The following is a 26,253-nucleotide window of genomic DNA, read 5'->3' as shown; positions in this document are numbered from 1 at the left end:
ATAGTTATTGTGCGTTTTTTATTTCTTTGATGAGGGCGTCCAAAGTCTGTACCAAGGATTTTTTGGCATCGGCATCCTCAAGGGCCGCCTTCAAAATCTTATTCGTTTTCAGCTGCTTGATGATTTTTTTGTATTGGCTGCTTTCAATTTCGAGTTCTTTGAGAAACAAACTGTTGTTGATAACACCTTTGGTACCAAAATCCCCTAAATTGGAAAATTTGAGTGTTTCGTTTTTAGTACCGCCCTTTTTATCCTCAAAAGGTATTTTGATTTCGGGCTCAAAATGTTCAAAAACATCTTCTATTTTACTTAGACCTTCTACCACTTCTGCTTTTACAGGGGTATTTGGGGTCAACTTACCGGCAATTAATGTTCTGTTCTGCGGTATTTCGTTCAATGCTTCATTTGCATCGCCCTTTACCTCATTGCCTCCGATTCCAAAGCTGCTATTAGCCATATATAAAAAAGTTTAGTTGGTTAAATTTAATCAAAAAAAATGTATACACAACTTATTGGTACCCATATACAACGAAAAAAGGGAGCTATACATATGCCCCCTTTTTGATAAAAAACTTTTTGGTACGGTTTTTATACCCATTCGTTGATATGCTCACCGCTACCTAAACCGATTTTTTTGGCCGAAATCACGAAAGTTTCGGTCAAGGGGTTTTGACCCGTAGCATCAAAACTTTCCTTATATTTAATAAGATATCCTTCTTCAAACTGCAGCTCTTTCAATGTTGCGTCGGTATCTCTTTTTACGAATACGATTGACCCATCCTTTCTCTCGAAGTTGTTGGTCATCCATTCAAAGAAACTGGTCTCACCATTGGACTCAACGGTCAAATAAATTCGACCTCCACGGGTTACTGAAGAAGGTCTTCCCGTTGGATCGACTTCTTGGTTCAAATCGTAGGAACAGTGTAAGATGTTGTGTTCCTTTCCTGCTACTTTTAATTTTGCTTTAAAAGACATAATAATTTGTTTTTGTGGTAAATACTACCGTTAATAATTTATAAAAAACGTTACATAAGAACATGATAAACATAGGGATTGTTTGTAGGAAAGACAAAAATTATCGTTCAACTGCAAAGGAAATTGTATTTTTTTGAATACCCCAGTAATGAAAAATCAAAAAAAATGTAATGTATAAATCTAAAAAAAGAAGAAATTACCAGTATCTCTAAAATAATTAATATGCTGATAATTAATTATTTAATTCTTTCACGATTTAAACCAAATCAACCTTATGCATAACAATTGGCTGATAAATTTTGAGTTTTGAGTCGCAAACAGCAAGGTCTTAGCCTTGCTCAATAAAACCAAACAGCAATGCCAAAAGAAACCTTTTGTTCATTTTGAGTGAATTTTATGACCGGATTCATTAAGAGTTTGTATCACGAACATTTTTTTTCTCAAGATTATTTCAATATGGTTTTCTTTCCTCAAAAATCGAACTGACCATGAACATGATATTCTTTAAAAATGCGCAACGGCTCAAATGGATATATTTGAAACTTTCGATACTAAGGAAATTTTAGAAGTTTTTCCAGAAAAGACCTTTTTTTGTTCGTAAATCCAAAGTCATACTTTTTATGCAGCCCGTTTTTGAATCACGAACAAGTTTTAAGTCTTTAAATTCTATTTTTACGTCCCTGATCGTATTGAACAACTGGTTTACCGTTTTTCTAGAACCACCTTTATTGAATACCGGGATACTACTGTAGCAGAAATAATTGCGAATGGCAATATCGTCAACGGTCCTGTTAGCATATCCTACAAGCATTTGGCGAATCTCATCCGATGATACCTCGATACGATTGGCCTCTTCCTCTTCTAAACGCTTTTCCTCTTCTTCCACCTCTTTTACTGGAATATCTTCAATTTGGTCGTCCAAGACCAGTTCTATGGGGTCGACGCCCTCGTTTGTAGTTTGCCTTCTGGATCTTTTTTTGGGCAAAACAGTGATTCTTTGTTTGGCCTCGTGCAATCTATCATTGTTAACGACCAAAAGTATCGTTTTCTCCCCAGGTGTCTTAAAAACGTATCGTTCTTGTTGGTCGGTCCCATCTACCCGAGTAGTTTCCCCAAAACTCCATTGCCATGTTTCTGCAAAAGGCGAATTATTTGAGAACACCACCTCATCCCCGACCCTAATATTATCGGGCAGTTGTATGGTGGGAATGCGTTCGGGATCTATCAATATCCTCTGTTTGGAAATTGCCACTTCCCGTACTTGTTTACACTGGCCATTTACCGATAAAGTGACCTTGTACAAACCCGGTGTTTTAAATTGGTGCGTCACGTTTGATCTGTTCGTAGCGGTAGATCCATCCCCAAAATCCCAAGACCAGTCTACCCCGTTTTTATCAATGCTCTTGAATTCGATCAAATCCTCAACCGTGTAAGAATTGGTCAATATTTCAAAATCCACACCCGTGCAATCTTCCTTATCGTTAATTCTGAATGATAGCAACGATAATCCCCCAAAAAATAATACTAAAAAAGTAATAAACACGTTACGGTCAAAATGGGTTTTTATACTTTTGTGGTACATAAGTAATTTATTCTTGTTAAGTTGTAATCCAATCTAAAAATACAATTCTTTTTATGAAAATAAAACTCTTGTTTTTCTTCGTTATTGTATTGGTTATCGCTTGTTCCTGTAAATCCAAGGATGTACCTGATTATAAATATTACAAAAATGAAATAGTCAAGGCGAAAAAACTTCAGGAAGAAAAGAAAACCGTGGTTACCACCGATACTTCCAATAAAAACAAATCGTACCTGTCCAAAGAGGATAAAGTCAAGTTTGCGAACGAGTTGGGTGTCTCCGAAGCGGATATAATGAATGAAAAACTGTATCATACCATTGATAGCTGGTTAGGCGTGCCCTACAAATGGGGCGGAAACTCAAAAAAGGGAATTGATTGTTCTGCTTTTGTACAACAGGTTTACAGTGAAGTTTATAAAAAAGAATTGCCGAGAACCTCAATAGAACAATTTTATCTCGACACCAAGGCGCATTTTAAAAATCAAGAATATCTTAAAGAAGGCGACCTTATTTTTTTTAGGTTACGGCATAAAGACAAAGTAGTTTCCCATGTAGGCATCTACCTTCAAAACGGTAAGTTTTTAGGGTCTAACTCACCAAGGGGCGTTGAAATCGTTGACCTAAATTCCAACTATTGGCAAGATAAATACGTAGCATCTTCTAGACTTTTGAACAATTAGGCTTCATGTATAAAAAAAATTCTCCCGAAAAAATCAAGAAAGAACTTGTAGACGTGGGCTTTGATTTAAAAGCCGAAACGTTTGCGGCCTATTTGGAGGACGAAATACCTTTACGCTTTGCTTTTTCCCAATTTTTCAAAAGACGTTTTACACATGATATCACAAATGTAACCGCATTAGAGTCTTCCTATAAAAAACTTGAGGTTACCTTAAGCCGTCGTGGTTTTTACAATGTTTTTCCCGAGCGTTTTTTTCATAGCACATATAGCAGTACACCCTTTGTGGAAACCATGGTGGCCGACTACAAAAACAGAAAAAAAGAAGAATACCATTCTCGCAACTTTTTTCAACCATTGGAAGAAGAGTTTTTTTTGAATAAAGTTGCGGTAGAACAAGAGGAAAACAATATATTTTCATCATTGGGAAGTCCAGAGTTGGTAAGTTTTTTAACCAAACTCTGGAATATTGATGAAGCCCTACCCAAGGCAATGGCAACCAAAATACTTAAAACAATGCCTTTTATGCATAAGATTGCGGGCGATTTGCCGTTATTAACAAAAATATTGGAAACTATAATTCATGAAAATATAACAGTAAAACAAGAGTATGCGTCTTTGGATACCACTCAAGAAGAGAACACCTCTTGGCAACTAGGTGTAAATCTTGCGACTTCGGCAAATGGAAAAACTTTTTTGCCTAGATATATTTTTACCGTGGATAAGGTAAGACACCCGAACGAAATCGATAAATACCTACCCAATGGTAGTATTATTTTGGTAATACGTTTTTTTTTAGAACACACTTTACCCTTTGAATGTGATTATGAGGTTAACTTTACACTACCCGAACAAAAACAGGATTTTATAATGAGCGAAAAAGTATACGCCGCCAGACTTGGGGTGTCATCTACAATTTAAGATATATGTTGAGAAGCTACCTAAAAAATCTCATAAGTTTTGAAGCATTGGTTCCCTTTGCCATTATCGTGGTGTTGGTGGTGTTGGTACTCACTTTGCTCGGTTCAAAAACACCGAGTTACAGGCCAAAGCGCAAGAAATTTTACTTATATCTATTTGTGGGTGTTTTAATTGTTGGCATTGTAACCGCAATACTTTTCAACCTAAAACAGACCGCAATCGTATTACGCTACTTTTCGTTAATGGGAGCGATGCTTATATTAGGTGGGCTACATGTATTTTTCTTTCATACCGTGTTCAAGAGGTTCAATAGTCTTAACAATTTTAAAGAAATACTTTTTGCCATCATAGCCTCATTGGTGCTCATGGTGCCCATAATTATGATAACCGCATATTTTAACGACCTAAATTATTTGGGATACTATTTCGTGATTATCTGTGCTTTTGTCGTGCCGACTTCATTCTTTATTTTGTTCAATTATGCAGTTTCAATACCCACAAGACTATACTCAAAGTGGTATTATCCATTTGGTAAAAAGTATGAAACTCCAAAACATTATGAGCTGAGCAATATGATTGTTCTCAACTTCTTATTCTACAAGAATACAAAAGAGGACCATATTACAAGTTTTAAGGCCAAGGCACCAAAAAATATGGATTTTGGCAGACTTTTCTTTTTCTTTATAAATGATTACAATGACAAAAAATCAAAAAGTAAGATAGAAATCTCGGAAGATAACGGTGATCCTTATGGTTGGTATTTTTATACAAAACCAAAATGGTACGGAGCATCAAGACATATTGACTCGGAACTCACGGTAGAGCAAAACAACCTTGTAGACGGGGATATCATAGTATGTCAACGTATTTAAACATAAACGCATGATAGAAGACATCAAAAACTTTAAAATCAACTGGATAGATGGTATGAAAATCTCGAAAGAGCACTTCAAAAGCCTTCAGGATTTTGCACACTCAAGAACTAAAGATGCAATAAGCATAGGTATAGGTCTTCATGGTTATGGCCTTTTACCTTCCCACTTAAGCGACACCAAAGAATATTCGGTAAATATAGACGCCCACAAAGGCTTAAAAATATCGGTTAAAAAACTTAGGGCCATTACCCCGGGTGGTTACCGCATAGAAATTACGCAACAAACCCCATCAATCAAAGAAGATATGATTGTTGAAGAGTTTGCGGACAAGAATTTTGAAGACGGCTATGTTCTTGTTAATGTCAATGAGGCCGATGCCGTGCCATTCGGAGAACAAGACCCCAAAGAAATACCACCACGTTATCCGCACCTTGCCCCTTCCTATTCTTTTACTTTCATAAATGCCGATTCGCTTCAGAAATCCGGTTTAGGAGTGCACCAATTACCCATAGCCAAAATCGTTAAACAAGGTAGTACCTTCTCAACAGATGACAATTACATTCCCCCTTCAAATGCCTTGGGCGCCCATGAACGTCTTGTGGATTTTTATAATACTGCTGAAAATTTTGTGAAGGTTAGTGAGAAATGCGCTATTTTGATCGTACAAAAAATAATGACCAAACAAAGTGACAATCCCATAGCGGATGCCATGCATATTGTCGTAGATAAAGTATACCCTTACTTGGCCCAGCAAGTTACCTACATAAAGTGGGAAGAATATCATATACATCCTAAAAAATTATTGGAAATCATCGTGAGCCTAGCCCGCACTTTCAAGGGTGCCGTAGATGTATCCTCACCCGAGAACAAAGAACAGTTGTTCAATTATTTTGGGGAATGGACGGACCTGAAAGGTGGGGACTATGAAAAAATATTTACCGATATCATCAATATGCCCTACAACCATTTGGATATTAACCAAAATCTAGAGTTGGCCTACTACTTTATGAATACCATTGAAAGACTTTTCACGATTCTCACTCAAGTTGATTATATTGGAAAACGCAGGGATATGGGGATTTTTGTTAATGAGAACATTGTTTCGGAGAAACCGGGAAAATCTAGCGGCCCTTCGTTTTTAGCCGAATAAAAAGATAAAAGATTATGGAAATTTTGAACAAAAAAGAAAGGGTATCTTCCTTTCTGTTATTTTTATTGATGTTCGTTGTTACGATAGGTATCATTTTCGTTGCCGTTTTCTTCAGTTATAAACTACCCTGGAAAGAAAACGAGATATTACGGGCAGAGAACAAAAAAATACAGTTTGAATTTCAATACCAGAAAAAATTCATGCAAGAATTGGAAAAAATAGATGTCCTTATCGACTCGTTGGATAAAGTGGATGAAGGCTATTTCTTTTTGGAACAATCCATAAATGCGGAGCTGATAAACATCAAGAGCGATATCCCCAAAGATTCATTGGAGGACAATGGTATGTACGAGAATCTCATATTGACCTATAAGAAATTAATGGACTCCAAGAGGGATTTAAAACAGGTTGAAAATGCCAAGAATGAAATTGATGACCTTAACGAGAAGCTACGCGACTACGAAAATGACATCAAACAATTAGAGAGAGCTTTAGAGCTATCCCGCAGATTAAACAATTAACCGCTTTTTGGATGTTAAACAAAGAAGTAAACAAAGCTACCTACATTGCATCCCAAATTGCGGAAGAGCATCGGCATCAAAATTATGGTGCAGCCCATATGGTAAAGGCCCTGCTCAATAGGGACTTATCGCTTTTAAGACATCTTCACGGTCTGGATATAGACGTGTATTATGTAGAGGAATGGGCAGAAGTACGTATGGAAGACTATTCAAAACGCGCCATGCACGTTAGTTCTTCAACGCCCGATGAGGCCGTACAATGTATTCTTGATGAGGCAGAGGGTATCAAAACAAAATTAAAAAAAGAAGAAGTTGACCTCATTTGCCTTTTCATTGCCGCAATAACCCCAGGTGTAGGTTTTAATTACGACCAACTTAAAGCATTACCTGTAAACCATGCCCAGCTTTTGGGAAGATTGAGTGGCATTAGCAATGATAAAAACGTAACGAAACCTACGATAACAAACCACGCAGAAGCATTTTCCGAAAAAAATGATGTTCTCAAAAAATATACGATAGATATATTGAATTTGGCAAAAAACGGTGTGTTTGCTGCAATCGTGAACAGGGATAAAGAGCTTAAAAAAATTACGGAAATTCTTAGTAGAAAGTCAAAACCCAATGTTATCGTAATTGGTGAGGCAGGTGTGGGAAAGACGACCCTGGTACAAAATCTAGCTCGTGAAATAGAGCAATTAAAAATAGTCGAAACCTTACAAAAAGTGCAACTTTTAGAGGTTGATGTGGCCAACTTACTTTCCGGCGCTTCATATAAAGGAGAGGTAGAAGACCGTTTGCAATCTATCTTTAACGAAGCAAAACAACTTGAGAAACCCGTGCTTTTTATTGACAACATACATTCATTGTTACAAGATAGCGCTATAAGCCAAGGTATCCTAAATGTCCTGAAAGCTGAGCTGAATAAGGGTGAAGTTACCCTTATTGGCACTACGTCTGCCGACAATCACAGAAAATATATAGTGACAGATGAAGCGTTTGCCCGAAGGTTCGAAACAGTACTATTGGAAGAGCCAAGCAAACAACAGGCCTTGGAAATCTTGAAAAGTATAGGGCATACTTTCAGCGAGCATCATAATTTGCAATTATCCGAGAGTACGTTACAAGAAGCCATTAGGTTGTCCAAAAGATATTTAAAGGACAAGAGTTTGCCAGATTCGGCATTGGACCTTTTGGACCGGACAATGTCAGCGGCAAATGTTTCCAAACAATCACTGCCCAGTGATTTAGAGGAACTTAAAAATAGTATTGAACATATACAGGATAAAGATTCGGAAGAAGTAAAAAACAAGCTTTTGGACACGGTATACCTTACGCTTAAAAATAAGCTTAGCCCAATTGTCCAAGGGAAATATGATACCGAGGATGCTTTTGGTTTTTCATCCTACAATAAAAAACGTGGGTATATTGATTCACTTTTAAAAAATATCGAAGAACATTCAAAACAAGAGCTTACGGCAATAAATGAAGAAGATTTGGCCGCCATGGTTTCCAACATTACCGGTATACCTGCCGGAAAGGTACAAAAGCAAGAACAAGAACGTCTTTTGGAAATGGAAGCTACCCTTAAAAAAAGGGTCATAGGTCAGGACAATGCTGTAAAAACAGTGGCAGAGGCCATTATTGAATCCAGATCGGGCCTTTCCAAAGCGGGTCAGCCCATTGGTTCTTTCTTCTTTTCCGGACCCACGGGAACCGGAAAAACGGAATTGGCCAAATCCTTGGCCGAATTTCTTTTCAATGATGAAAGTGCCATTGTGCGGTTTGATATGTCCGAATTCAAAGAAGAACATTCAGCCGCTTTACTGTATGGTGCCCCTCCAGGGTATGTGGGATATGAAGAGGGTGGTATGTTAGTGAACAAAATAAGGGAAAAACCTTATGCCATCGTACTTTTTGATGAAATAGAAAAGGCCCACCAATCGGTATTTGATGTTTTCCTTCAAATTTTGGACGAAGGAAAATTAAGTGATCGATTGGGGAAAATAGGTGATTTTTCAAATGCCGTCATACTTTTCACATCAAATATTGGGTCGGAATTTATTTCGGAATCCATTACTGCCGGAAAAATTCCGTCTTCAGAGAAACTTTTGGAAATAATGTCTACTTATTTTAGACCGGAATTTTTGGGCCGAATAACGGAGATTGTCCCTTTTGCCCCTATTTCGGAAAAAAATGTCCCTTTTATATTTGACCTACATCTAAAAAAAGAATTGCTTTCGCTAACAGAGCGTTTGGGGATAACTGTAGAAATCGACGAAAAAACAAGAAAGTATCTATCTTTGGATGGCTTCTCCCCCACCTATGGGGTCCGGCCGCTGAAAGCCGTAATACGGAACAAACTTAAGAGACCCTTGTCTAAAATGTTGATATCCGGAACTCTGAAAGCGCCGCAGACGGTGAAGGTTCAACTTAAGGAAAAAGAGCTGGTGTTTAATGTAGTAAAACCTTAAACCTATGGCAAAACCCTACTACAAGGCCCCATTTGATTTTAAACGTTTTTTTGAAAAAAAAGAACTCCAAAAAATATCTTTACAGGAATCCATTTCCCAATTTATCAGTGTCATCATCACTACATATTTTCAGGAATACACCTTTGACGATGATTTTGGAAGTGAAATCTGGGAATCGGATTTTGACCTATTGGTCAATACCAATGTCTTGAAAGAGCGCATTAAAAAATCGTTGAAAGAACAAATAGACACTTATGAAAAAAGATTGGCAAAAGTTAATCTGGATATTGATTTGAGAGAAAATATTTCTGAAAGTTCTAAAAAAGTACGGTTAAAAAAATTTCTCAAAATCGTGATAACCGGAGTAATAGTCAAAACCGATGAACCCTATAGTTTTGTAGGCGACTACTATTTGGCACCGTTATCTTACAAATAATTTTTGTGCGTTATATAAACACACAAGTAAAAAAGATATAAACCTATGAAAACCCTTACCAAAGAAGAGATAAAGGATCGCCTCATCCGCAGGGCAGCAGAAACTTGGGGTGTAGATGATATAGAGATAGAGTTCTCTTTTGACCCTATGGTGAGTATTTTATTTGATGCTTGTGCCCATGAATTTGAACGAATATCCGATACGGTAAAGGCGAGCCGTACCAGAATTACCGAACGCCTGGTAGATCTGTTGACCCCAGAGATATCGGTCACGGCAAAACCAGCACACGCCGTAATGCACGCACTCCCGGTCGATGCCCATATCGATATCAATGAACGTTCCCAATTTTATCATAGAAAACGAATGCCCATTTTTAGAAATAACGGGAAAAACGACTTTGAGGATTATTTTTTCTCTCCGGCCGGAGACTTTACACTAAACAATTGCGAACTAAAGTATGTAGTACATCCCAACAAAGTCGTGAAGTATGAAAACCATAGGGAGGTACCATTTTTATCAGAGTCGGAACTAAAGCAAAACACCGAAACCTCTTGCATTTATCTAGGTATTCGGCCAGCACCGGGACTAATAGAGCTCAACCAGCTATTATGCTATTTTGATGTACTTAACTTTTCACAAAAAGAGTTGTTGGCACATCATATCAATATTGCCTCATGGTCATTAAACGGCACAGAACTCAATGTTGTAAGGGGATATAATGATAAAACCGACAACTTACATTCTTTTTCCGGGTATATAAATGAATCCATACAAAGCAAACAGCGCTTTTACGAGGAACACGTAAAGCAATTTTACAAAAACCATTTTTATACCATTGATAGCACAATCAACGTTGCCGAGAATACCAAACACTACCCTGAGAATTTCAAGGACTTTATCACTAAAGAAGGCTTGAATGATTTCAAGCAACCTCTGCTATGGATTCGTATTTCGTTCTCTAGTGTAGTTTCGCAACAAATGCTCGATAATCTACATTGCCATATCAATTGCTTTCCCGTATTGAACAAAAAAGCGCACGAAACAAATAAGAGGTTACAATCCTATTTGAACATTTTACCCTTGAATGTAGATGATGATTATTTTTTTGACGTTCAAAAGATAGAGGGTGATAGCGGTAATATCTATTTTATCCAAAACAGGGAGAAAACCGATGATGACAACCCAAATGCCTATCTAAGATATGGCGGCGTATCACGTTTTGATGAACGTGATGCATCGGAGTTGCTCAATTACACATTGGATCTGTTAAAAGAGGATAGTGTGGCCTTTTCGGCCATAAACGATGATTTTATCGATTCAAACATAAAAGACCTTAAAAAAACAGTCTCCCGTATCGAGCAACAAATTGAACTACGGGATTTTAAAAAGAATAAAGTCCCTTATCTAATTATCAATAAAAACAGTATAGATAAAAATAAGGATGATGTGGTGTTTGCATCCTATTGGACCACAGCTGGGGAAAAAGCGAATAAAATTCATCCCCATACCAAACTTGTGCAATATTCGGGAACTGCCTTTATGCCCAACTCGCTTGTATTTATAACAGGTACCGTGGGTGGCAGGGACGAGCCTACCGCCAGTGAGAAAATATATGCGTATAGAGAGCATGTGCTTTCCAAAGGGAAGGTTATAACCAGGCAGGATATCGTTCAATACTGTTACAGTATTTTCAGGGAAAGCGTTTCCAACATACAGATAAAGAAAGGGGTAATGGTGGGACAGCAAGAAGGCATTGGTTACATGCCTACTACCGATATACATATCACCAAAAATATAGATGCTTCTTACACAGAAGAGGACTGGGAACACTTAAAAAAAGAATTGCTGATAGGGCTTGAAAACAGGTCGGCCAATATTCTCCCTTTCAGGATATTTTATGTGAACTAAAAGCCGTGATGAGGCTAAAGGACCCAAAATATACCAACGGGGAAATTTGTCAAAAAACACGTGCCGGTCCATCAAAAAGAAAATACCATTGTATTTTAACGAAATCACATCGTTTTTTTTGTGCATTGTGCATTTTGTGCCTATTTTAACTTGGTCAAATCAAATGAGTTATGTCAAAAATCGTATCCCCCAAACTGCTGATAGACGGTTCGGAATTCCTTCCAAAGTCTAGCTACAGGGTCACCATTTCACAGTCCATGGGCGACCATAGCGCTTTCAGGATAAGCTTCCCCGCCAATGCCACCGAAGGGTACGGCAGTGCCCTTATGGACAATGCCCTGAAATCCGTAGGGAAAAAAGTATCCATAGGTCTGGACAACGGGGAACTGGAGTTCATAGGGGTGGTTACCTCGGCGGACCTCCAAAAGCACAGCGGCGCACCGGGAAACCTCATACTTTCGGGCTACAGCCCGAGCATACTGCTTTCCAGATCCGCCCAGTGCAAAAGTTACGAAGAGGGCACTTCGCTGGGGCAGGTCATTACCGATACCTTCGACGGCCATGACACCAATCTTCTAAAGACCGCCTTGGGAAACGGTACCGATATAAAATTGCCCTATACCGTGCAGTACAATGAGGACGATTTCAGTTTCGTACGCCGCCTTTGTGCAAGGTACGGGGTATGGATGTACGACAATGGTAAGGCATTACATGTGGGCCGTAGCGGTCAGGGAAGTTTTCAAGGTACCTACGGCGAGAACGTGCATACCTTCCAACTGTCGGCGAACCTGCAGGGACGCATCTTTGGGGTAAGTTCCCATGACTGGGTCAACGATTCCCTGTTGGAATCCGATGCCTCGGCCTACAAGGCACAGGGAGGACATCCCTATATCGATGTAGTGGACGGTGCTTCCGAGACGCTGTTCTCGAAAAAGGGGAACTACCACTGGTCCTTGGACCAACATGAATATAGCGGGCAGGGCGGTATGGACACCGCTGCCAAGGTGGCCGTACATGCCCGAACGTCGGCCATGGTCACCGCCTCCGGCTCTTCGGAACTCGTTTCCCTTTGTGTGGGCGATACCCTTACCGTAGAGGGGCTCAACTTTACCGACGGCAATACAAAGGACGCCTATGGCTCCTACATGGTCACAAAGATAACGCATGGTTTCGACCATAGCGGACATTACCTGAACGAGTTCGAGGGGGTACCAGAAGGCACCGAACACCCGTTCTACGGTAATGTCTTCAGTGCACCTTTCGCACAGGCACAGAGGGGGCTCGTCCTCGACAATGCCGATCCAGAAGGCCTGGGTCGCATAAAGGTACAGTTCGGGTGGCAGAAACCTATGGGCACTTCCACCCCATGGATAAAGATGCATACTCCCTATTCCGGCAGCGGAAAAGGCTTTTATTTCATCCCCGAAAAGGACGAGGAGGTACTCGTGGGCTTCGAGGGCAACAACCCAGAGCGGCCCTTTGTCCTCAGTGCGGGCCATAGCGCGAGCACAAAAAGCGGGTTCGCCGACCCGGAAAACAACACCAAGGCCATAAGGACCAGGAGCGGGCACCTCATAGAACTGAACGATACCGATGGGGAAGAATCGATAACCATTACGGACAAAAACAGCAATAAGATATTTTTGGACACCAAAAACAGTAGCATCAGCATTACCGCTCCTGGCAACCTTTCATTGAACGCGGACACCATTGATATTAAAGCAAAAAACGCGTTGACCATAAAATCTGAAGAATCTACTATTGCCATAGCATCAAAAGATGCCATTGGTATGCACAGTGCAGAAGCTACGGTACAAATAAGTGGTAAGGAAAATGTTGATATGAGAAGTACCGAAGCCGAAGTCAAGGTAAAGGCAAAAACCAACCTTAATGTTGTGGGTAATGAAAAAGTAGATATTCTTTCCGGGAAAGAACTGGCCATGCATGGCAGGGCAACCAGCAAACTTACAGGCGGCGAGGTACATGTGAACAAAGGGTAGATCAGATGGAAACACTATTGCAGATTCGGCCACATGCGCTACAGCGTAAAAACTACAAACATACATCCAAGTCCATTGTTGCCACAAAAGATGTTATGATGAAAAACTCGTCTGAGTCCGTGCTCGAAAAAACTTATGTTAGACCAAATATTACGGGTGAAGGGCATATTTTTGATGTGAGGACCATATCCGAAGATTTTGGCAAGGACAGTGCTACTGAAAAATTGAACAGGGAAATGAACGCTTTGTTGCATGAAGTGACCGTGGGCACTGATGAGAAAGGAAATTTCAAAAAAATATATAACAAACCTTTAGTAATCGAAAAATGGGGCAAACTGCGCAAAAAATGGAAAAAAGAAGCTACCAAGGAAACCCGTGATCAAATTGATAAGACCATAGCCATTGTCGAAAACAATCTTAAAAATGGTAGTCTGGAAAAAGAAGTAGCGAACCAGGGAGCCTTATATTTTTTATTTCCCGGACTTTACGGAAACTATACAAATGCTTCAGAAAACACAGTGAACAGGCAACTCGCCAAATTTTTGGTAACCCAATCCCTTCCTTTAAAAATCGATTATAAACTTATCTCTAGCGGGGACATTAAAAACCCTTTGGTGATTGAAGGTAGCGGTACCGTTGATGAGGAGAAGTTAGATGGTAGGGAGTTGACAAAGTTCATCAGAACATTAAAGGATAAGGTAGACATGAAAGTGGAACTACAGGTAGACTATAAAGAACGCTTAGAGTTTGACCGTAACCATTGGCTCGTTAAAGGTACGCAACAGATAAAAGTAAAGATTCCTGGTTTTTACATGACCGAGAGCAAGCAAGACATCGCTGAATTTAATACCGAAACCAATGGGCGCTAAAAAGTATGTACCACAAGGAACCTATTTAGCCTGTGACAAAGGCACGGCCCCCATGGAGTTCAAAATCACGAACAACAATAATTCGTTTTTGTTCGACGAGCCTATCGCAAATACCGGCGATATGGTCCCCATGGTCAACGTACAGCCTTTTGGCACGTGCTCGGTGACCGGTAGTGCCTGTGTACCGGCACCCGTTGCCTGGGACGGTTTTGAGGACGGTATTTTCGTAGGGTATTTTAACCCGTTATTGGAAGACTCGGTCCTGCCTTGCAGTGTCGGCGGTAAAATCGAGATTTTTTACTCATTGGAAGAAGCCGAAGCAGCTTGTGCCGAGGAGGAAGGTGGATTTTGGAGTACTTTGGGTAAAGTGGCTTTGGTCGTAGCCGCTGTTGCCCTGATAGTAGTTACTGGAGGAGCGGCGATCGCGGCTATTGCTGCCGTAGGCGCAGCATCAGGGGCTTTGGCCACGGGTATTGCCGTCACCGTTGCCGCCTTGGAGGTGGCAGGTTGTCTGTTAACGGTAAAAGCGTTGTACGATTATTCCCAAGATGGCGATGAAGAAGCCTTGTTTAAAGAGGTAGCGCTGGGCTTTTTGTTTTTGGGGGCCGGGAAGGCGATTGAAAAGGGATTTCGAATGTGGAGAGCCGGACGAGCAGCTGATGATGTTGTAGAGGTGGTAGATGATGTTATCGAAGCTGGGGACGATGTTGCCAAGATTGCGGATGATGTACCGTATGATCAGTTGGGTAAGACTGAACCTTGTTTTCTCGCAGGGACTTTGGTCAAAACACCAAACGGAACAAAAGAAATAGAAAAACTTACAGCTGGTGACAAGGTGCTATCATATAATGTAAAAAAGAATAGGGTAGAGGAAAAAAATATAGTTCGGACTTATAACAACTGGACCGACCGTTATTTTAATTTAAAAACTGAAAATAATTCTTCTATAGATGCCACCTCAAAACACCTTTTTTGGATAACGGACATTAAAAAATGGTTGCCAACAAAGGAACTTGCGATTGGTATGCCTGTCTTAAGTTCTTCGGGTGATATTGAAAAGATAACCAGTATTTCGACCACCACCGTTGTTGATTTGCCTACCTTTAATCTTGAAATCGAGGAGTACCACAATTATTTTGTTGGTCATCTCGGCATTTTGGTCCATAATCAAAATAAACCTTCGCTTTTTGAGAGTACCACCAAAACTCCAACGGAGATTTATACTGTTACGGATAAAGCCAGCGGAAAAGTGGTTTATGTTGGACAAACAACTCAAGGAACCAGCACCAGAATAAGTCAGCATGCAGCGGAAGGAGGGATTAAGGCTGAATGGGATAACCCAGGAAAATACGATATCGACACCCCTAAGAGTGGTAATTGGACACCTTACGAGGCGCATGCTTGGGAACAACATCATATTGAAAAAAATGGTGGAAAGGCCAACCTAGCAAATAAGAAAAATGCTATAACCAAAGCCAAATACGATAAATTTGGGAATCTACATAACCCCTGTTAACAAAATAAAATGAGCAAAAAAAAACTGGAAGAAGGAGACATCTTCTACGCCCATCAAAATGGAAAGTATTTTTTCGGTAAAATTTTGTTGGATGTTTCAAAACGAATTCTTTTAAAGGAGCCCCAAAATTTAGGATTAAAATTTTTTAGTGGTTGCTGCTTAGCACAAGTTTATAGCGGCATTTACGATACTCCTAATTTAGAAAACAAAGAAGTCATTATTCCTAGTACTTTTATATTCACCAAATATTTTTACTCCAAAAAATATAAGGTAGACTGGACTCATTATGATCATGAACCAATCGATTACAAAGAGCTTGATTTTCCTGAAGCACTACAGTCGGTACACCAAAAAGGCATATGTTTCGTAAAAGGTGAATTAGAATTAAAAACAAAAATCACATCTGAACAGTTCGATAATGAGTACAAAATCATGAAAGGTATTAAAGGAAGCTTTAATTCATTAATAGACTACGCTTGTTATTACCAAGATCGCAAAGACTTAATGGAAGTTGAATCAAAGCGTTATTTAGATTGGTCTGACTTTAGGTTTTCGCCCAAGAAAAGGCAAGAAATCTACAGACAAATTGGGGAAGACATGAATCAAAGTTACTACGAAATGGCTCTAAAACATAGTCATGACCTTGGCCGCTTTTACCAATAAATAAATTGACACTTATGCAATACCACAAAAGATTGATGAACGATGTCCTCTGGAACTTTAAGAATAAGGTATATGCCTCGCTGCCCGATTTTGTTGTTGCCCTAATGTCATACAATGAGAATATCTTTGGTGAAGATTTTGAATTCCAAAAGGACGAAAAGGTGCTGGAGAGTTCCAAGGTGGTTATCCAGTACTCGTATTGGGACGAGGAAAAAGAAGATGATTTGGAACCTGATTTTTTGTTAAAAGCTGACAACGGCGAATTTTTTACCAAAGGAGAGCTACTTTATAAAACCCATAACGAGGTGCACGAAAAGTTACAAAATCAGGACCATTCCTTTTTCGAGGGCTTTTTGCTTTGGGAAGGGGAAAACCCTAATAATCCCAGAGTGCCACTTTATTTTGTGATGCAAGGGAGTTAATAGTTTATATCCTATTTATTTCATCAACAATATCCAAGGGTAGCAAAACAGACCTTTGTCCATCTTCCTCCTCCAAAAGCACATATACTTTTTGGTCAGCCGCCAATTGAAATTTTTTGCTCACAAAAACCAAATTGTTTTTACTATGGGCAGAAATTGTTTTAAAGAGATTGTATAAATAAAGTTGCTCAATTTCTAATTTCGAGTTGTTCTTTCTCGATTTCACAAAAAATCGCAAGCGTTTTACTTTATAATCAATTTCAGAATTATTTTTTATTTCAAGTACAAAGTATAGTTCACTACGGTCTTTTAAAATGTTGTTTAATTGTACTTTGATTAAGTTTACGGTATTACTGGCATCTTTGATTTTTGGTGGCTGTACATAATTATTTTCACAAAAAATACCATAATAGTCTTTCTTGTTCACATCATACAACCCTTTATCCATTTTTGTCTTGTCCTGTATTTTTGTGCTTTTTGCCGAAGACCTAAACGCTTCTATTTTGACTTCGGAATAGTTGGTGTTGTTCGGCAAACTGGTCTGACGGTAACTTGTATCCCTTACTTTATTATCTGGCAGTCTTTCTTTTACGTCAGTGTAAGTTTTTCCGGTAATTTTTTCAATAGCAGAAAGTGGAATCGTGCCTATCGCTTGATCTTCCGATAGGATAAAAGTAAAATTGGCAACCTCAGTTTCGTAGGTTAGGGTAAACGAATATATATTCCCGTTTTCTGTTATTACCGTCAAGTTACTGGGTGGTCCCTTGCGGGCCGTTAAAGTACCCATTGTAGAATTCGCTTTATATTTGAATATAAAATTATCGGAAGGCTTAACTAACTTTATTATCGGCGATGGAAAAAAAAAGGTAATCGTGACATTTGAATTTGCCGTTACATGAATAGGTTCATTGGAAAGTTGGCAAGCACCAATATCCACAAAATACAGTAGAGCAAATAATAGAATTATAAATCTAAATCGCATATTCAAGACAAAGTATTTGGGCACAGGTTAAAGACTCAAAATTAAGGAATACTCCCACATTTCCTTAGAAAAAAAGTTAAAAGGGTCATAAATTCGGAGACCTGCCATATTCCTATAGAGTATTTAAATACTCTTTGTTTACATATTCAAATGTAGTATGGGATTTTAATAGTATGACCCCTGTTTACAGTGAAAACAGAGGTCATGCCATGGTAAAGTAGCAACCTTTAAAAGTATTGGGTATCAGATAATTTATATTAAAGAATATAGTCCGTGCTTAAAAAATTACTCACTTTGGCATCTAACAATTGTTCAACAGTTTCATTGTTCAAATCGTTATCCTTAAATGCCAAAAAAGTTCTGATACTGAACGAACGAAGAGCATCATGCACACTTAAAGTAGCTTGGGCCGAATCTTTTCTTCCCGTAAACGGATAAACGTCCGGGCCACGCTGGCATGAACTGTTCAAATTTACACGACAAACCAAGTTGGCCAAGGTATCGATCAAAGGGGAAAGGGTATATACATCCTTACCGAACAAACTCACCTGTTGCCCATAGTTGCTTTCAGCCATATCGTCCAAGGGCTCTTCAATATCCTTAAAAGAAAGTACTGGTATTATGGGGCCAAATTGTTCCTCTTGGTACACACGCATATCTTTTGAAACGGGATACAAAACAGCGGGCCAGATATAATTTTCAGAATGCTGTCCGCCTTTGTCATTTTGTATGCTTGCACCTTTTGCAAGGGCATCGTCCAACAATTCTTGAATATAGGCAGGTTTACCGGGTTCCGGTAGCGGCGTGAGCTTTACACCATTATCCCAAGGGTTTCCAAATTTCAAGGCATCTATTTTTTTTGAAAAACGGTCAAGAAATTCCGTTTTTATATCCTCGTGCACGTATACTACCTTTAGCGCGGTACAGCGCTGACCATTGAACGAGGTGGTTCCCGCAATGACTTCGTCAATGGTTAGGTCCAAATCGGCATCTGGCAGAATAATAGCCGGATTTTTAGCTTCCAGACCTAAAACCAATCGTAACCTATTGCTCTTTGGATGTTGTTCTTGAAGCGCATTGGCAGATTTACTGTTCCCGATAAGGGCCAATACATCTACTTTACCGGTTTTCATGATTGGAGCGGCAACTGCTCTACCCCTACCGAAGAGTATATTTACCACACCTTTTGGAAAGCTATCCCGAAAAGCTTCCAACAATGGCGTTATTAGCAAAACACCATGTTTTGCGGGTTTAAAAATTGTGGTATTGCCCATAATTATAGCCGGAATCAACAAGGCGAAAGTTTCGTTCAATGGATAATTATAAGGACCTAGACAAAGTACTACGCCCAAAGGCCCTCTACGAATATGGGCATACACGCCTTGGTGTTTTTGAAACTTGGCACTGCCCCTATCCAAATCTTTATATTCTTCAACGGTATCTTCAATATATTCGACCGTTCTATCAAATTCCTTTTGGGAATCCGGTAGGGATTTACCTATTTCCCACATTAAGAGCTTGACTATCTCAGCGCGTTTTTCCTTCATTTTTTCCACGAAGGTTTCCATACATACGATCCTATCTTTTACCTTCATTGTTGGCCAAACACCTTGTCCCTTATCATAGGCACTTAAAGCGGCATCTAAAGCATCCAAGGCTTCGACCTCGCCCATATCTGGAATACTGCCCAACAGGGTTGGTTTATATTCCTCGCTAGAGGATATGGTCGAAAAAACCTGAGTAGTATTTCCGTTCCATTTTTTTAACTCTCCCGCAACCAAGTATTGTTTTTGGTCAATGGTATTTGTAATTTGAAATTCAGCTGGTATAGGATTGCTTGATTTGCTCATGTTTTTTATTTTAAAAATAAAAATCCCTAAAGATTTAGGGATTCATAGTTATGAAATTCATATTATGGGCTTCATTGCGGTCATAGATTCCCTCAACCGGGCCCCAACGATTTCGACAGGGTGCTCCCGAAGTGTTTTGTTTATGGCTATCAACTTTGCGTTATCTACGGCGTTGCCCTTATCTTTTGCATAATGCTTTCCGATGACATCGGTATCGATTTTCTTCATAAAACCTGCCAACAAAGGCTTACAGGCATGATCAAAAAGATAACAGCCGTATTCTGCCGTATCGGATATCACACGGTTCATCTCAAACAATTTTTTTCTGGCAATGGTATTGGCGATCAACGGTGTTTCGTGCAATGATTCATAATAGGCCGACTCGGCGATAATGCCTGATTCGGTCATTGACTCGAAGGCCAACTCGACTCCGGCTCTGACCATGGCAACCATTAGGACTGCATTATCATAAAATTCTTGTTCACTTATGGCATCATTACCAGCAGGTGTTTTTTCAAAAGCGGTTTCTCCCGTGGCGGCTCTCCATGTCAATAGGTTTTTGTCATCGTTAGCCCAATCTTCCATCATGGTTTTGGAAAAATGTCCCGTCATGATATCGTCCATATGCTTATGGAACAATGATCGCATGATATCCTTTAGTTCTTCGGATAGTTCAAATGCCTTTATTTTCGCTGGGTTTGATAGACGGTCCATCATATTTGTGATTCCACCATACTTCATGCCTTCGGTAATGGTTTCCCATCCATATTGGACCAGCTTTGAAGCGTAGCCTGCATCGATTCCCTTTTCTATCATTTTATCGAAACAAAGAATGGAACCCGTTTGCAATAAACCGCAAAGAATGGTTTGTTCGCCCATTAAATCCGATTTCACCTCTGCCACAAAAGAAGATTCCAATACCCCTGCCCTATGACCGCCTGTGCCCACAGCATATGCCTTTGCTTGCGCCAAACCCTTGCTTTCCGGGTCATTGTCGGGATGAACAGCAATCAAGGTCGGTACCCCAAAACCCCTTTTATATTCTTCACGTACTTCCGAACCAGGACATTTTGGGGCTACCATGATTACCGTAAGGTCTTTGCGAATTTGCATACCTTCCTCAACAATATTAAAGCCGTGAGAATAAGACAGTGTTGCTCCTTGCTTCATTAATGGCATTACAGCACTTACTACGGAAGTATGCTGCTTATCGGGCGTAAGATTGATAACAACATCGGCAGAAGGAATCAATTCTTGATACGTACCGACCGTAAAACCATTTTCAGTGGCGTTTATGTATGATTGTCGCTTTTCTGTAATTGCCGAGTCACGTAGGGTGTATGCTATGTCCAGACCGGAATCCCTCATATTCAAACCTTGATTGAGCCCTTGTGCGCCACAACCAACGATTACAATTTTTTTTCCTTTTAAAGCGGATACACCATCAGCGAATTCACTGGATTGCATAAACCTACATTTCCCCAGCTGTGTCAATTGATCCCTAAGTGATAGTGTATTGAAATAATTTGCCATTTTGTATTTTGTTTTGATTTTTATGCCCCAAGGTGCGGCATTTGTTTTTAGTGTGTTTAATTTATGAAGTATGTTGAAATTCTTTGAGCATGGCCGATATCTGCATCTCCTCTTTCGAGACCGATATACGGCCCGAGCGTACAAATTGCATGATACCAAAAGGTTTTAACTGGTCGTACATTTTATCTATTTCATGTCGTCGCCCAGACTTTGCCAAAACAAAAAACTCTCGGGACACCGTTACGATTTGGGAGTTGCTCTCTTTTATGATGTTTTGTATTTGCCGTTCGTCAAACAATAAACTGGAATCGATTTTAAACAAGGCGGATTCCTGGTAAATAGTCTCATCATCGGTATGGTAAAACGCTTTAATGACTTCGATTTGTTTTTCAATTTGCCCCACGATGTTATGTACCCATTTCTCGGTCGTATGCACGACTATAGTGAATTTTGAAACTTCATCAATTTCTGATTTAGAAACATTTAAACTCTCTATATTGATGTGTCGCTTTAAGAATATACCAGATATCCTATTGAGCAATCCCACATTATTTTCTGAATATACTGATATCGTAAACCATTGTTTTTCCATTGCATCTACTTCTATTGTCCTTTCGAGCGCAGTCGATAACTCATTTATAATCTTCGAAACCTCTCGACTGCGCTCGAGAAGACAACTACATTAATATGTTCTTACAGCTACTATCAATCCTGTAGACCAATTCATCTTGGTCAAATTATAATCATCCCTATTTTCCAAATAAGTTACCAATTCATCTACATGTTTATCATGTCCATCAGGCCAATTAGGCTGTTCGGACATGTCATCAACAACATAAAAACCGCCAACGTTGATAAGCTCCAAAAGTTCGTCTATCTGACTATACTTTCCAGGCCAGGCATCCGCAAAGACCAAATCGAATTTTTCTCCAGTATAATCCAATATCCATTCCTCCGCATCGCCACAGACAATCGCTACCCGTTTATCATGACCAAAATACGATTTTGCGATTTCTGTGAGCTGTGCATCATTGTCCAAAGTCGTTATTGTGGAATCATTACACATTCCGTCAATCATCCATGATAAAGATAACCCTATGCCCGTTCCCAATTCAAGAAACCTGCCGGAAACTTTGCTGGAAACCAGAGTTTTTAGCAAAGTCCCGATATAAAGATCCGAGGGCATAGTAAACCCGATTTCCTTTGACTTTCGTTCTATCTCCGACTGGATGTTTGGAATATCCTGAATGTTGGAATCGTTCATAAGCCTCTCACTAAACTCCTCTCCCAAAGAGAGAAACTTTTATCGATTAATTATTTTAATCTAACATCGGAAACAGCTGCCCCAGATGGAATCATAGGGAACACATTATCCTCTTTTTCAACCTTGACCTCTAAAAAGTAGGGCTTTTTAGATGCTATCATTTCTTGAACAGTCGCTTTTAAATCTATACGTTGGGTCACACATTTTGCTTCAATATGATACCCTTCGGCAATTTTTACAAAATCAGGATTTACCATGACCGTTGACGCATAGCGTTTATCAAAAAACAGTTCTTGCCACTGGCGTACCATTCCCAAATGGTCATTGTTCAAAACAACGATTTTTACAGGAATCTGATGTTGAAAAATCACTCCAAGTTCCTGAATGGTCATTTGATATCCTCCATCACCAATGATGGCTACAACCTCGCGATGCATAGCACCCTGCTTTGCACCAATTGCTGCAGGCAGGGCAAAACCCATAGTACCCAAACCACCTGAGGTAATGTTGCTTTTGGTGGTATTGAATTTTGCATAACGGCAGGCGATCATTTGGTGTTGCCCGACGTCGGTAACGATGACCGCTTCATTTTTTGAGGCCAAATTAATTTCCTCGATCACCTCACCCATAGTCAACCCTTCCTTGGTCGGGTGAATATCCTTTTTTATGACCGCATTAAATTCAATATCGTATTTCTTTTTAAATTCATTATGCCAACTGCTGTGTTCGTTCTTTTTCAATAATGGCAATAAAACATTCAAGGTCTCTTTTGAGTTGCCCAAAACAGCAACATCTACCTTTACATTTTTATTGATTTCCGCTGGATCGATTTCGAAATGAATCACTTTGGCCTGTTTAGCGTATTTATCCAAATTTCCAGTGACCCGGTCGTCAAAACGCATTCCAATCGCAATCAAAACATCACATTCATTGGTAAGCAGGTTTGGACCATAATTGCCGTGCATACCTACCATGCCCACATTCAACGGGTGGCTGGTCGGTATTGCGGACTCTCCCATTATCGTCCAAGCTGCGGGTATGCCCGCTTTGTCTATAACAGCTTTCAGTTCTTCCTCGGCTTGTCCCAAAATAACACCTTGCCCCCAAACTATAAAAGGTTTCTTGGCATTATTTATCAAATCGGCAGCGGCTTCAATAGAACCCATATTGGGTTTTGGTGCTGGATTGTAACTACGTACCCCTTTACATTTTTTATATGAAAAGTCAAACGCTTCAAACTGGGCATTTTTGGTAATATCGACCAAAACAGGGCCTGGACGGCCCGATTTGGCGATATAAAAAGCTTTCGCCATAATTTCTGGGATTTCGGAAGCCTTCGTAATCTGATAGTTCCATTTTGTAACCGGGGTTGAAATCCCAATAATATCGGTCTCTTGAAAAGCATCCGAACCCAATAAATGTCTAGGCACCTGTCCGGTAATACAAACCATAGGTGTTGAATCTATCTGGGCATCGGCCAAACCGGTCACCAAATTCGTAGCGCCCGGGCCAGATGTTGCCATAGCGACCCCTACTCTACCCGAAACCCTTGCATAACCTTGAGCCGCATGGGTGGCTCCTTGTTCGTGACGGGTCAAAATATGGGTCAGTTTATCTTGAAATTTATAAAGCGCATCATACACCGGCATAATGGCTCCTCCCGGATAACCGTACAACAAATCAACCCCCTCTGCCAGTAGGCAATGTATGATAGCCTCCGCACCAGTAATTTTGATAGTGGATTTTGTGTTGGTCTTGATTTGTTTTTCTTTTAATGTTTCCATTTTTTAAATTCTGATAGAAGTGTCAAACTCAAATTGAAAACCGACACTAATTTTAACGGCTTGCGACTCGTTGTTCCTAAGCACAAACTCTTGGTTTCACATTACATTTCGTCAGTAACACAGCCCTCTGAAGCCGATGATACCATTTTTGCGTATTTATATAAACTGCCTTTTTTGACTTTTAAAGGCGGTTGAACCCAATTATCCCTTCTGGATTGAATTTCCTCATCGGTCAATTCTACGGAAATTTTATTTTTTTCCGCATCGATAGTGATGATGTCACCATTGCACAATAAACCTATCATTCCGCCCTCTTGCGCCTCAGGGCATACATGACCTACTACAAAGCCATGAGTTCCCCCGGAGAAGCGACCATCGGTAATTAAAGCGACATCCTTACCTAGACCCGCACCCATAATAGCAGATGTGGGTTTCAACATTTCCGGCATACCGGGACCACCTTTTGGGCCTTCATACCGGATTACCACAACATCACCTTTTTTTACTTCTCCCTTACCGATTCCCGCATTTGCCAAAAATTCGTTATCATACACCTTTGCTGGACCGGAAAAATACAGTCCTTCCTTACCGGTAATTTTGGCCACAGCACCTTTTTCCGCTAAGTTTCCATATAGAATACGCAAGTGCCCCGTTTCTTTAATGGGTGAGCTTAAAGGCTTTACCACTTGTTGTCCTTCTTTTAGCGCAGGTAATTCAGATAAGTTTTCTGCAATGGTCTTCCCAGTTACGGTCAAGCAATCACCGTGCAACATGCCATTTTCCAACATAAATTTTAAAACGGCCGGTGTACCTCCCGCGCGATGCAAATCTTCCATAAGGTATTTACCACTAGGTTTCAAATCGGCCAAAAAAGGTGTGTTGTCACTTATTTTCTGGAAATCATCCAACGTAAATTCCACTTCGGCCGCTTTGGCTATGGCCAAGAAATGCAATACCGCATTGGTAGAACCACCCAAAAGCGTAAGCAAGCGGACAGCATTTTCAAAAGATTTTCTTGTGAGAATATCACTGGGTTTAATATCGTTTTCAAGAAGGTGGCGCAATGCACTTCCAGAATTTATGGCATCTTTTTGTTTCTCCTTGCCAATTGCAGGGTTGGAAGAGTTGTACGGCATGGCCATACCCAAGGCCTCAATGGCCGAGGCCATCGTATTAGCCGTATACATACCGCCACAGGCTCCCGCACCCGGGCAAGCGTTTTGAATAACGCCTTTATAATCTTCTTCGTTCATAGTTCCCGCAACTTTTTCGCCCCAAGCCTCAAAAGCGGATACTACATCCAATTTTTTATCCTTATAACAGCCGGAGGCAATAGTGCCACCATACACCATAACCGATGGGCGATTTAGACGAATCATGGCCAACAAAGCACCTGGCATATTTTTATCGCAGCCAACGACCGTTACCAAACCGTCATAATTCATGGCCTGTACCACGGTTTCCATAGAATCTGCAATAATATCACGTGACGGCAACGAATAACGCATACCATATGTTCCCATAGAAATCCCGTCACTTACCCCAATGGTATTGAACACCAAACCTACGTTACCACTTTCATTAACTCCTTTTTTGACCTCTTGGGCCAAATCGTTCAAATGCATATTGCAAGGGTTCCCCTCATAGCCCGTACTTCCAATACCGATCAAAGGCTTTTTTAAATCCTCTTCGTTAAGACCTATTGCGTAAAGCATGGCCTGAGCTGCTGGTTGGCTAGGGTCTTGGGTAACGTTTTTACTGTGTTTGTTTAATTCCATGGTTTTGCTCACGTATGCTTAAATCGATTTTATATCGTTTACATTCAAAGATAAAAGTTTAAATAGTGCCATAATTTTAA

General features: G+C 40.0%; 23 protein-coding genes. 13 read left to right on the top strand and 10 right to left on the bottom strand.

Annotation, left to right across the window (positions count from 1 at the left end; all coding sequences use genetic code 11):
• Positions 1–4: 4 nt before the first annotated feature.
• From HYG79_RS16340 to HYG79_RS16330, 3 genes are all read right to left on the bottom strand, one after another.
• Positions 5–457 (bottom strand): hypothetical protein, encoded by a 453-nt coding sequence (locus HYG79_RS16340; protein WP_179243133.1) that lies wholly within the window; start codon positions 455–457, stop codon positions 5–7.
• A 131-nt stretch (positions 458–588) separates the two neighbouring features.
• A complete protein-coding gene (tssD, locus tag HYG79_RS16335; protein ID WP_179243132.1) occupies positions 589–975 on the bottom strand; it encodes a type VI secretion system tube protein TssD in 387 nt (128 codons plus the stop codon).
• Positions 976–1,537: 562 nt separating this feature from the next.
• The gene (locus tag HYG79_RS16330; protein ID WP_179243131.1) at positions 1,538–2,557 is read right to left on the bottom strand and encodes a PKD domain-containing protein; all 1,020 of its coding nucleotides are present in this window, start codon (positions 2,555–2,557) and stop codon (positions 1,538–1,540) included.
• Between the two features lie 53 nt (positions 2,558–2,610).
• On the opposite strand from HYG79_RS16330, the gene HYG79_RS16325 reads away from it, so the two are divergent.
• The 13 genes from HYG79_RS16325 (at position 2,611) to HYG79_RS16265 (ending at position 16,982) form a co-directional block, all read left to right on the top strand.
• Positions 2,611–3,234, top strand: coding sequence for a C40 family peptidase (locus tag HYG79_RS16325; protein WP_179243130.1), 624 nt, complete (start codon positions 2,611–2,613; stop codon positions 3,232–3,234).
• 5 nt (positions 3,235–3,239) lie between these two features.
• Positions 3,240–4,151, top strand: coding sequence for a hypothetical protein (locus tag HYG79_RS16320; protein WP_179243129.1), 912 nt, complete (start codon positions 3,240–3,242; stop codon positions 4,149–4,151).
• A gap of 5 nt (positions 4,152–4,156) precedes the next feature.
• A complete protein-coding gene (locus HYG79_RS16315) occupies positions 4,157–5,023 on the top strand; it encodes a TssN family type VI secretion system protein (RefSeq protein ID WP_179243128.1) in 867 nt (288 codons plus the stop codon).
• 10 nt (positions 5,024–5,033) lie between these two features.
• Positions 5,034–6,176, top strand: coding sequence for a hypothetical protein (locus tag HYG79_RS16310; protein ID WP_179243127.1), 1,143 nt, complete (start codon positions 5,034–5,036; stop codon positions 6,174–6,176).
• 14 nt (positions 6,177–6,190) lie between these two features.
• Complete coding sequence (tssO, locus tag HYG79_RS16305; protein WP_179243126.1) at positions 6,191–6,697, top strand: type VI secretion system TssO; 507 nt, start codon at positions 6,191–6,193, stop codon at positions 6,695–6,697.
• Between the two features lie 11 nt (positions 6,698–6,708).
• Positions 6,709–9,168, top strand: a complete 2,460-nt coding sequence (locus HYG79_RS16300) for an AAA family ATPase (RefSeq protein WP_179243125.1) — start codon at positions 6,709–6,711, stop codon at positions 9,166–9,168.
• A gap of 4 nt (positions 9,169–9,172) precedes the next feature.
• A complete protein-coding gene (locus tag HYG79_RS16295) occupies positions 9,173–9,604 on the top strand; it encodes a GPW/gp25 family protein (protein ID WP_179243124.1) in 432 nt (143 codons plus the stop codon).
• A 45-nt stretch (positions 9,605–9,649) separates the two neighbouring features.
• The gene (locus HYG79_RS16290; RefSeq protein WP_179243123.1) at positions 9,650–11,512 is read left to right on the top strand and encodes a type VI secretion system baseplate subunit TssF; all 1,863 of its coding nucleotides are present in this window, start codon (positions 9,650–9,652) and stop codon (positions 11,510–11,512) included.
• Positions 11,513–11,682: 170 nt separating this feature from the next.
• Positions 11,683–13,512, top strand: coding sequence for a type VI secretion system Vgr family protein (locus HYG79_RS16285; RefSeq protein WP_179243122.1), 1,830 nt, complete (start codon positions 11,683–11,685; stop codon positions 13,510–13,512).
• Between the two features lie 5 nt (positions 13,513–13,517).
• Positions 13,518–14,381: a hypothetical protein gene (locus HYG79_RS16280; protein ID WP_179243121.1), complete on the top strand. Its 864-nt coding sequence runs from the start codon at positions 13,518–13,520 to the stop codon at positions 14,379–14,381.
• Positions 14,371–15,897, top strand: coding sequence for a PAAR-like protein (locus HYG79_RS16275; protein ID WP_179243120.1), 1,527 nt, complete (start codon positions 14,371–14,373; stop codon positions 15,895–15,897). Before HYG79_RS16280 ends, HYG79_RS16275 begins: the two co-directional genes overlap by 11 nt.
• Positions 15,898–15,906: 9 nt before the next feature.
• Positions 15,907–16,560 carry a sugar transporter gene (locus HYG79_RS16270; protein WP_179243119.1) on the top strand — a complete coding sequence of 218 codons (654 nt, stop codon included), beginning with the start codon at positions 15,907–15,909 and terminating at the stop codon, positions 16,558–16,560.
• Positions 16,561–16,574: 14 nt separating this feature from the next.
• Positions 16,575–16,982: a hypothetical protein gene (locus HYG79_RS16265; protein ID WP_179243118.1), complete on the top strand. Its 408-nt coding sequence runs from the start codon at positions 16,575–16,577 to the stop codon at positions 16,980–16,982.
• A 4-nt stretch (positions 16,983–16,986) separates the two neighbouring features.
• Here the strand turns inward: HYG79_RS16265 and HYG79_RS16260 are convergent, their stop codons facing one another.
• From HYG79_RS16260 to ilvD, 7 genes are all read right to left on the bottom strand, one after another.
• Positions 16,987–17,769: a DUF4138 domain-containing protein gene (locus HYG79_RS16260; RefSeq protein WP_228027894.1), complete on the bottom strand. Its 783-nt coding sequence runs from the start codon at positions 17,767–17,769 to the stop codon at positions 16,987–16,989.
• A gap of 452 nt (positions 17,770–18,221) precedes the next feature.
• The gene (locus tag HYG79_RS16255; protein WP_179243116.1) at positions 18,222–19,814 is read right to left on the bottom strand and encodes an NADP-dependent glyceraldehyde-3-phosphate dehydrogenase; all 1,593 of its coding nucleotides are present in this window, start codon (positions 19,812–19,814) and stop codon (positions 18,222–18,224) included.
• Between the two features lie 57 nt (positions 19,815–19,871).
• Complete coding sequence (ilvC, locus tag HYG79_RS16250) at positions 19,872–21,347, bottom strand: ketol-acid reductoisomerase (protein ID WP_179243115.1); 1,476 nt, start codon at positions 21,345–21,347, stop codon at positions 19,872–19,874.
• Positions 21,348–21,408: 61 nt separating this feature from the next.
• Positions 21,409–21,939 (bottom strand): acetolactate synthase small subunit, encoded by a 531-nt coding sequence (ilvN, locus tag HYG79_RS16245; protein WP_179243114.1) that lies wholly within the window; start codon positions 21,937–21,939, stop codon positions 21,409–21,411.
• A gap of 90 nt (positions 21,940–22,029) precedes the next feature.
• Positions 22,030–22,638, bottom strand: a complete 609-nt coding sequence (locus HYG79_RS16240) for an O-methyltransferase (RefSeq protein ID WP_228027893.1) — start codon at positions 22,636–22,638, stop codon at positions 22,030–22,032.
• A gap of 23 nt (positions 22,639–22,661) precedes the next feature.
• Positions 22,662–24,395: a biosynthetic-type acetolactate synthase large subunit gene (gene ilvB, locus HYG79_RS16235; RefSeq protein ID WP_179243113.1), complete on the bottom strand. Its 1,734-nt coding sequence runs from the start codon at positions 24,393–24,395 to the stop codon at positions 22,662–22,664.
• 101 nt (positions 24,396–24,496) lie between these two features.
• On the bottom strand, positions 24,497–26,173 hold the full coding sequence (ilvD, locus tag HYG79_RS16230; RefSeq protein WP_179243112.1) for a dihydroxy-acid dehydratase: 1,677 nt from the start codon (positions 26,171–26,173) through the stop codon (positions 24,497–24,499).
• Positions 26,174–26,253 lie beyond the last annotated feature (80 nt).

Source organism: Costertonia aggregata (assembly GCF_013402795.1).
GTDB lineage: Bacteria > Bacteroidota > Bacteroidia > Flavobacteriales > Flavobacteriaceae > Costertonia > Costertonia aggregata.
The sequence above is the reverse complement of the archived record's forward strand: the minus strand, read 5'-3'. Positions and strand labels throughout refer to the sequence as shown.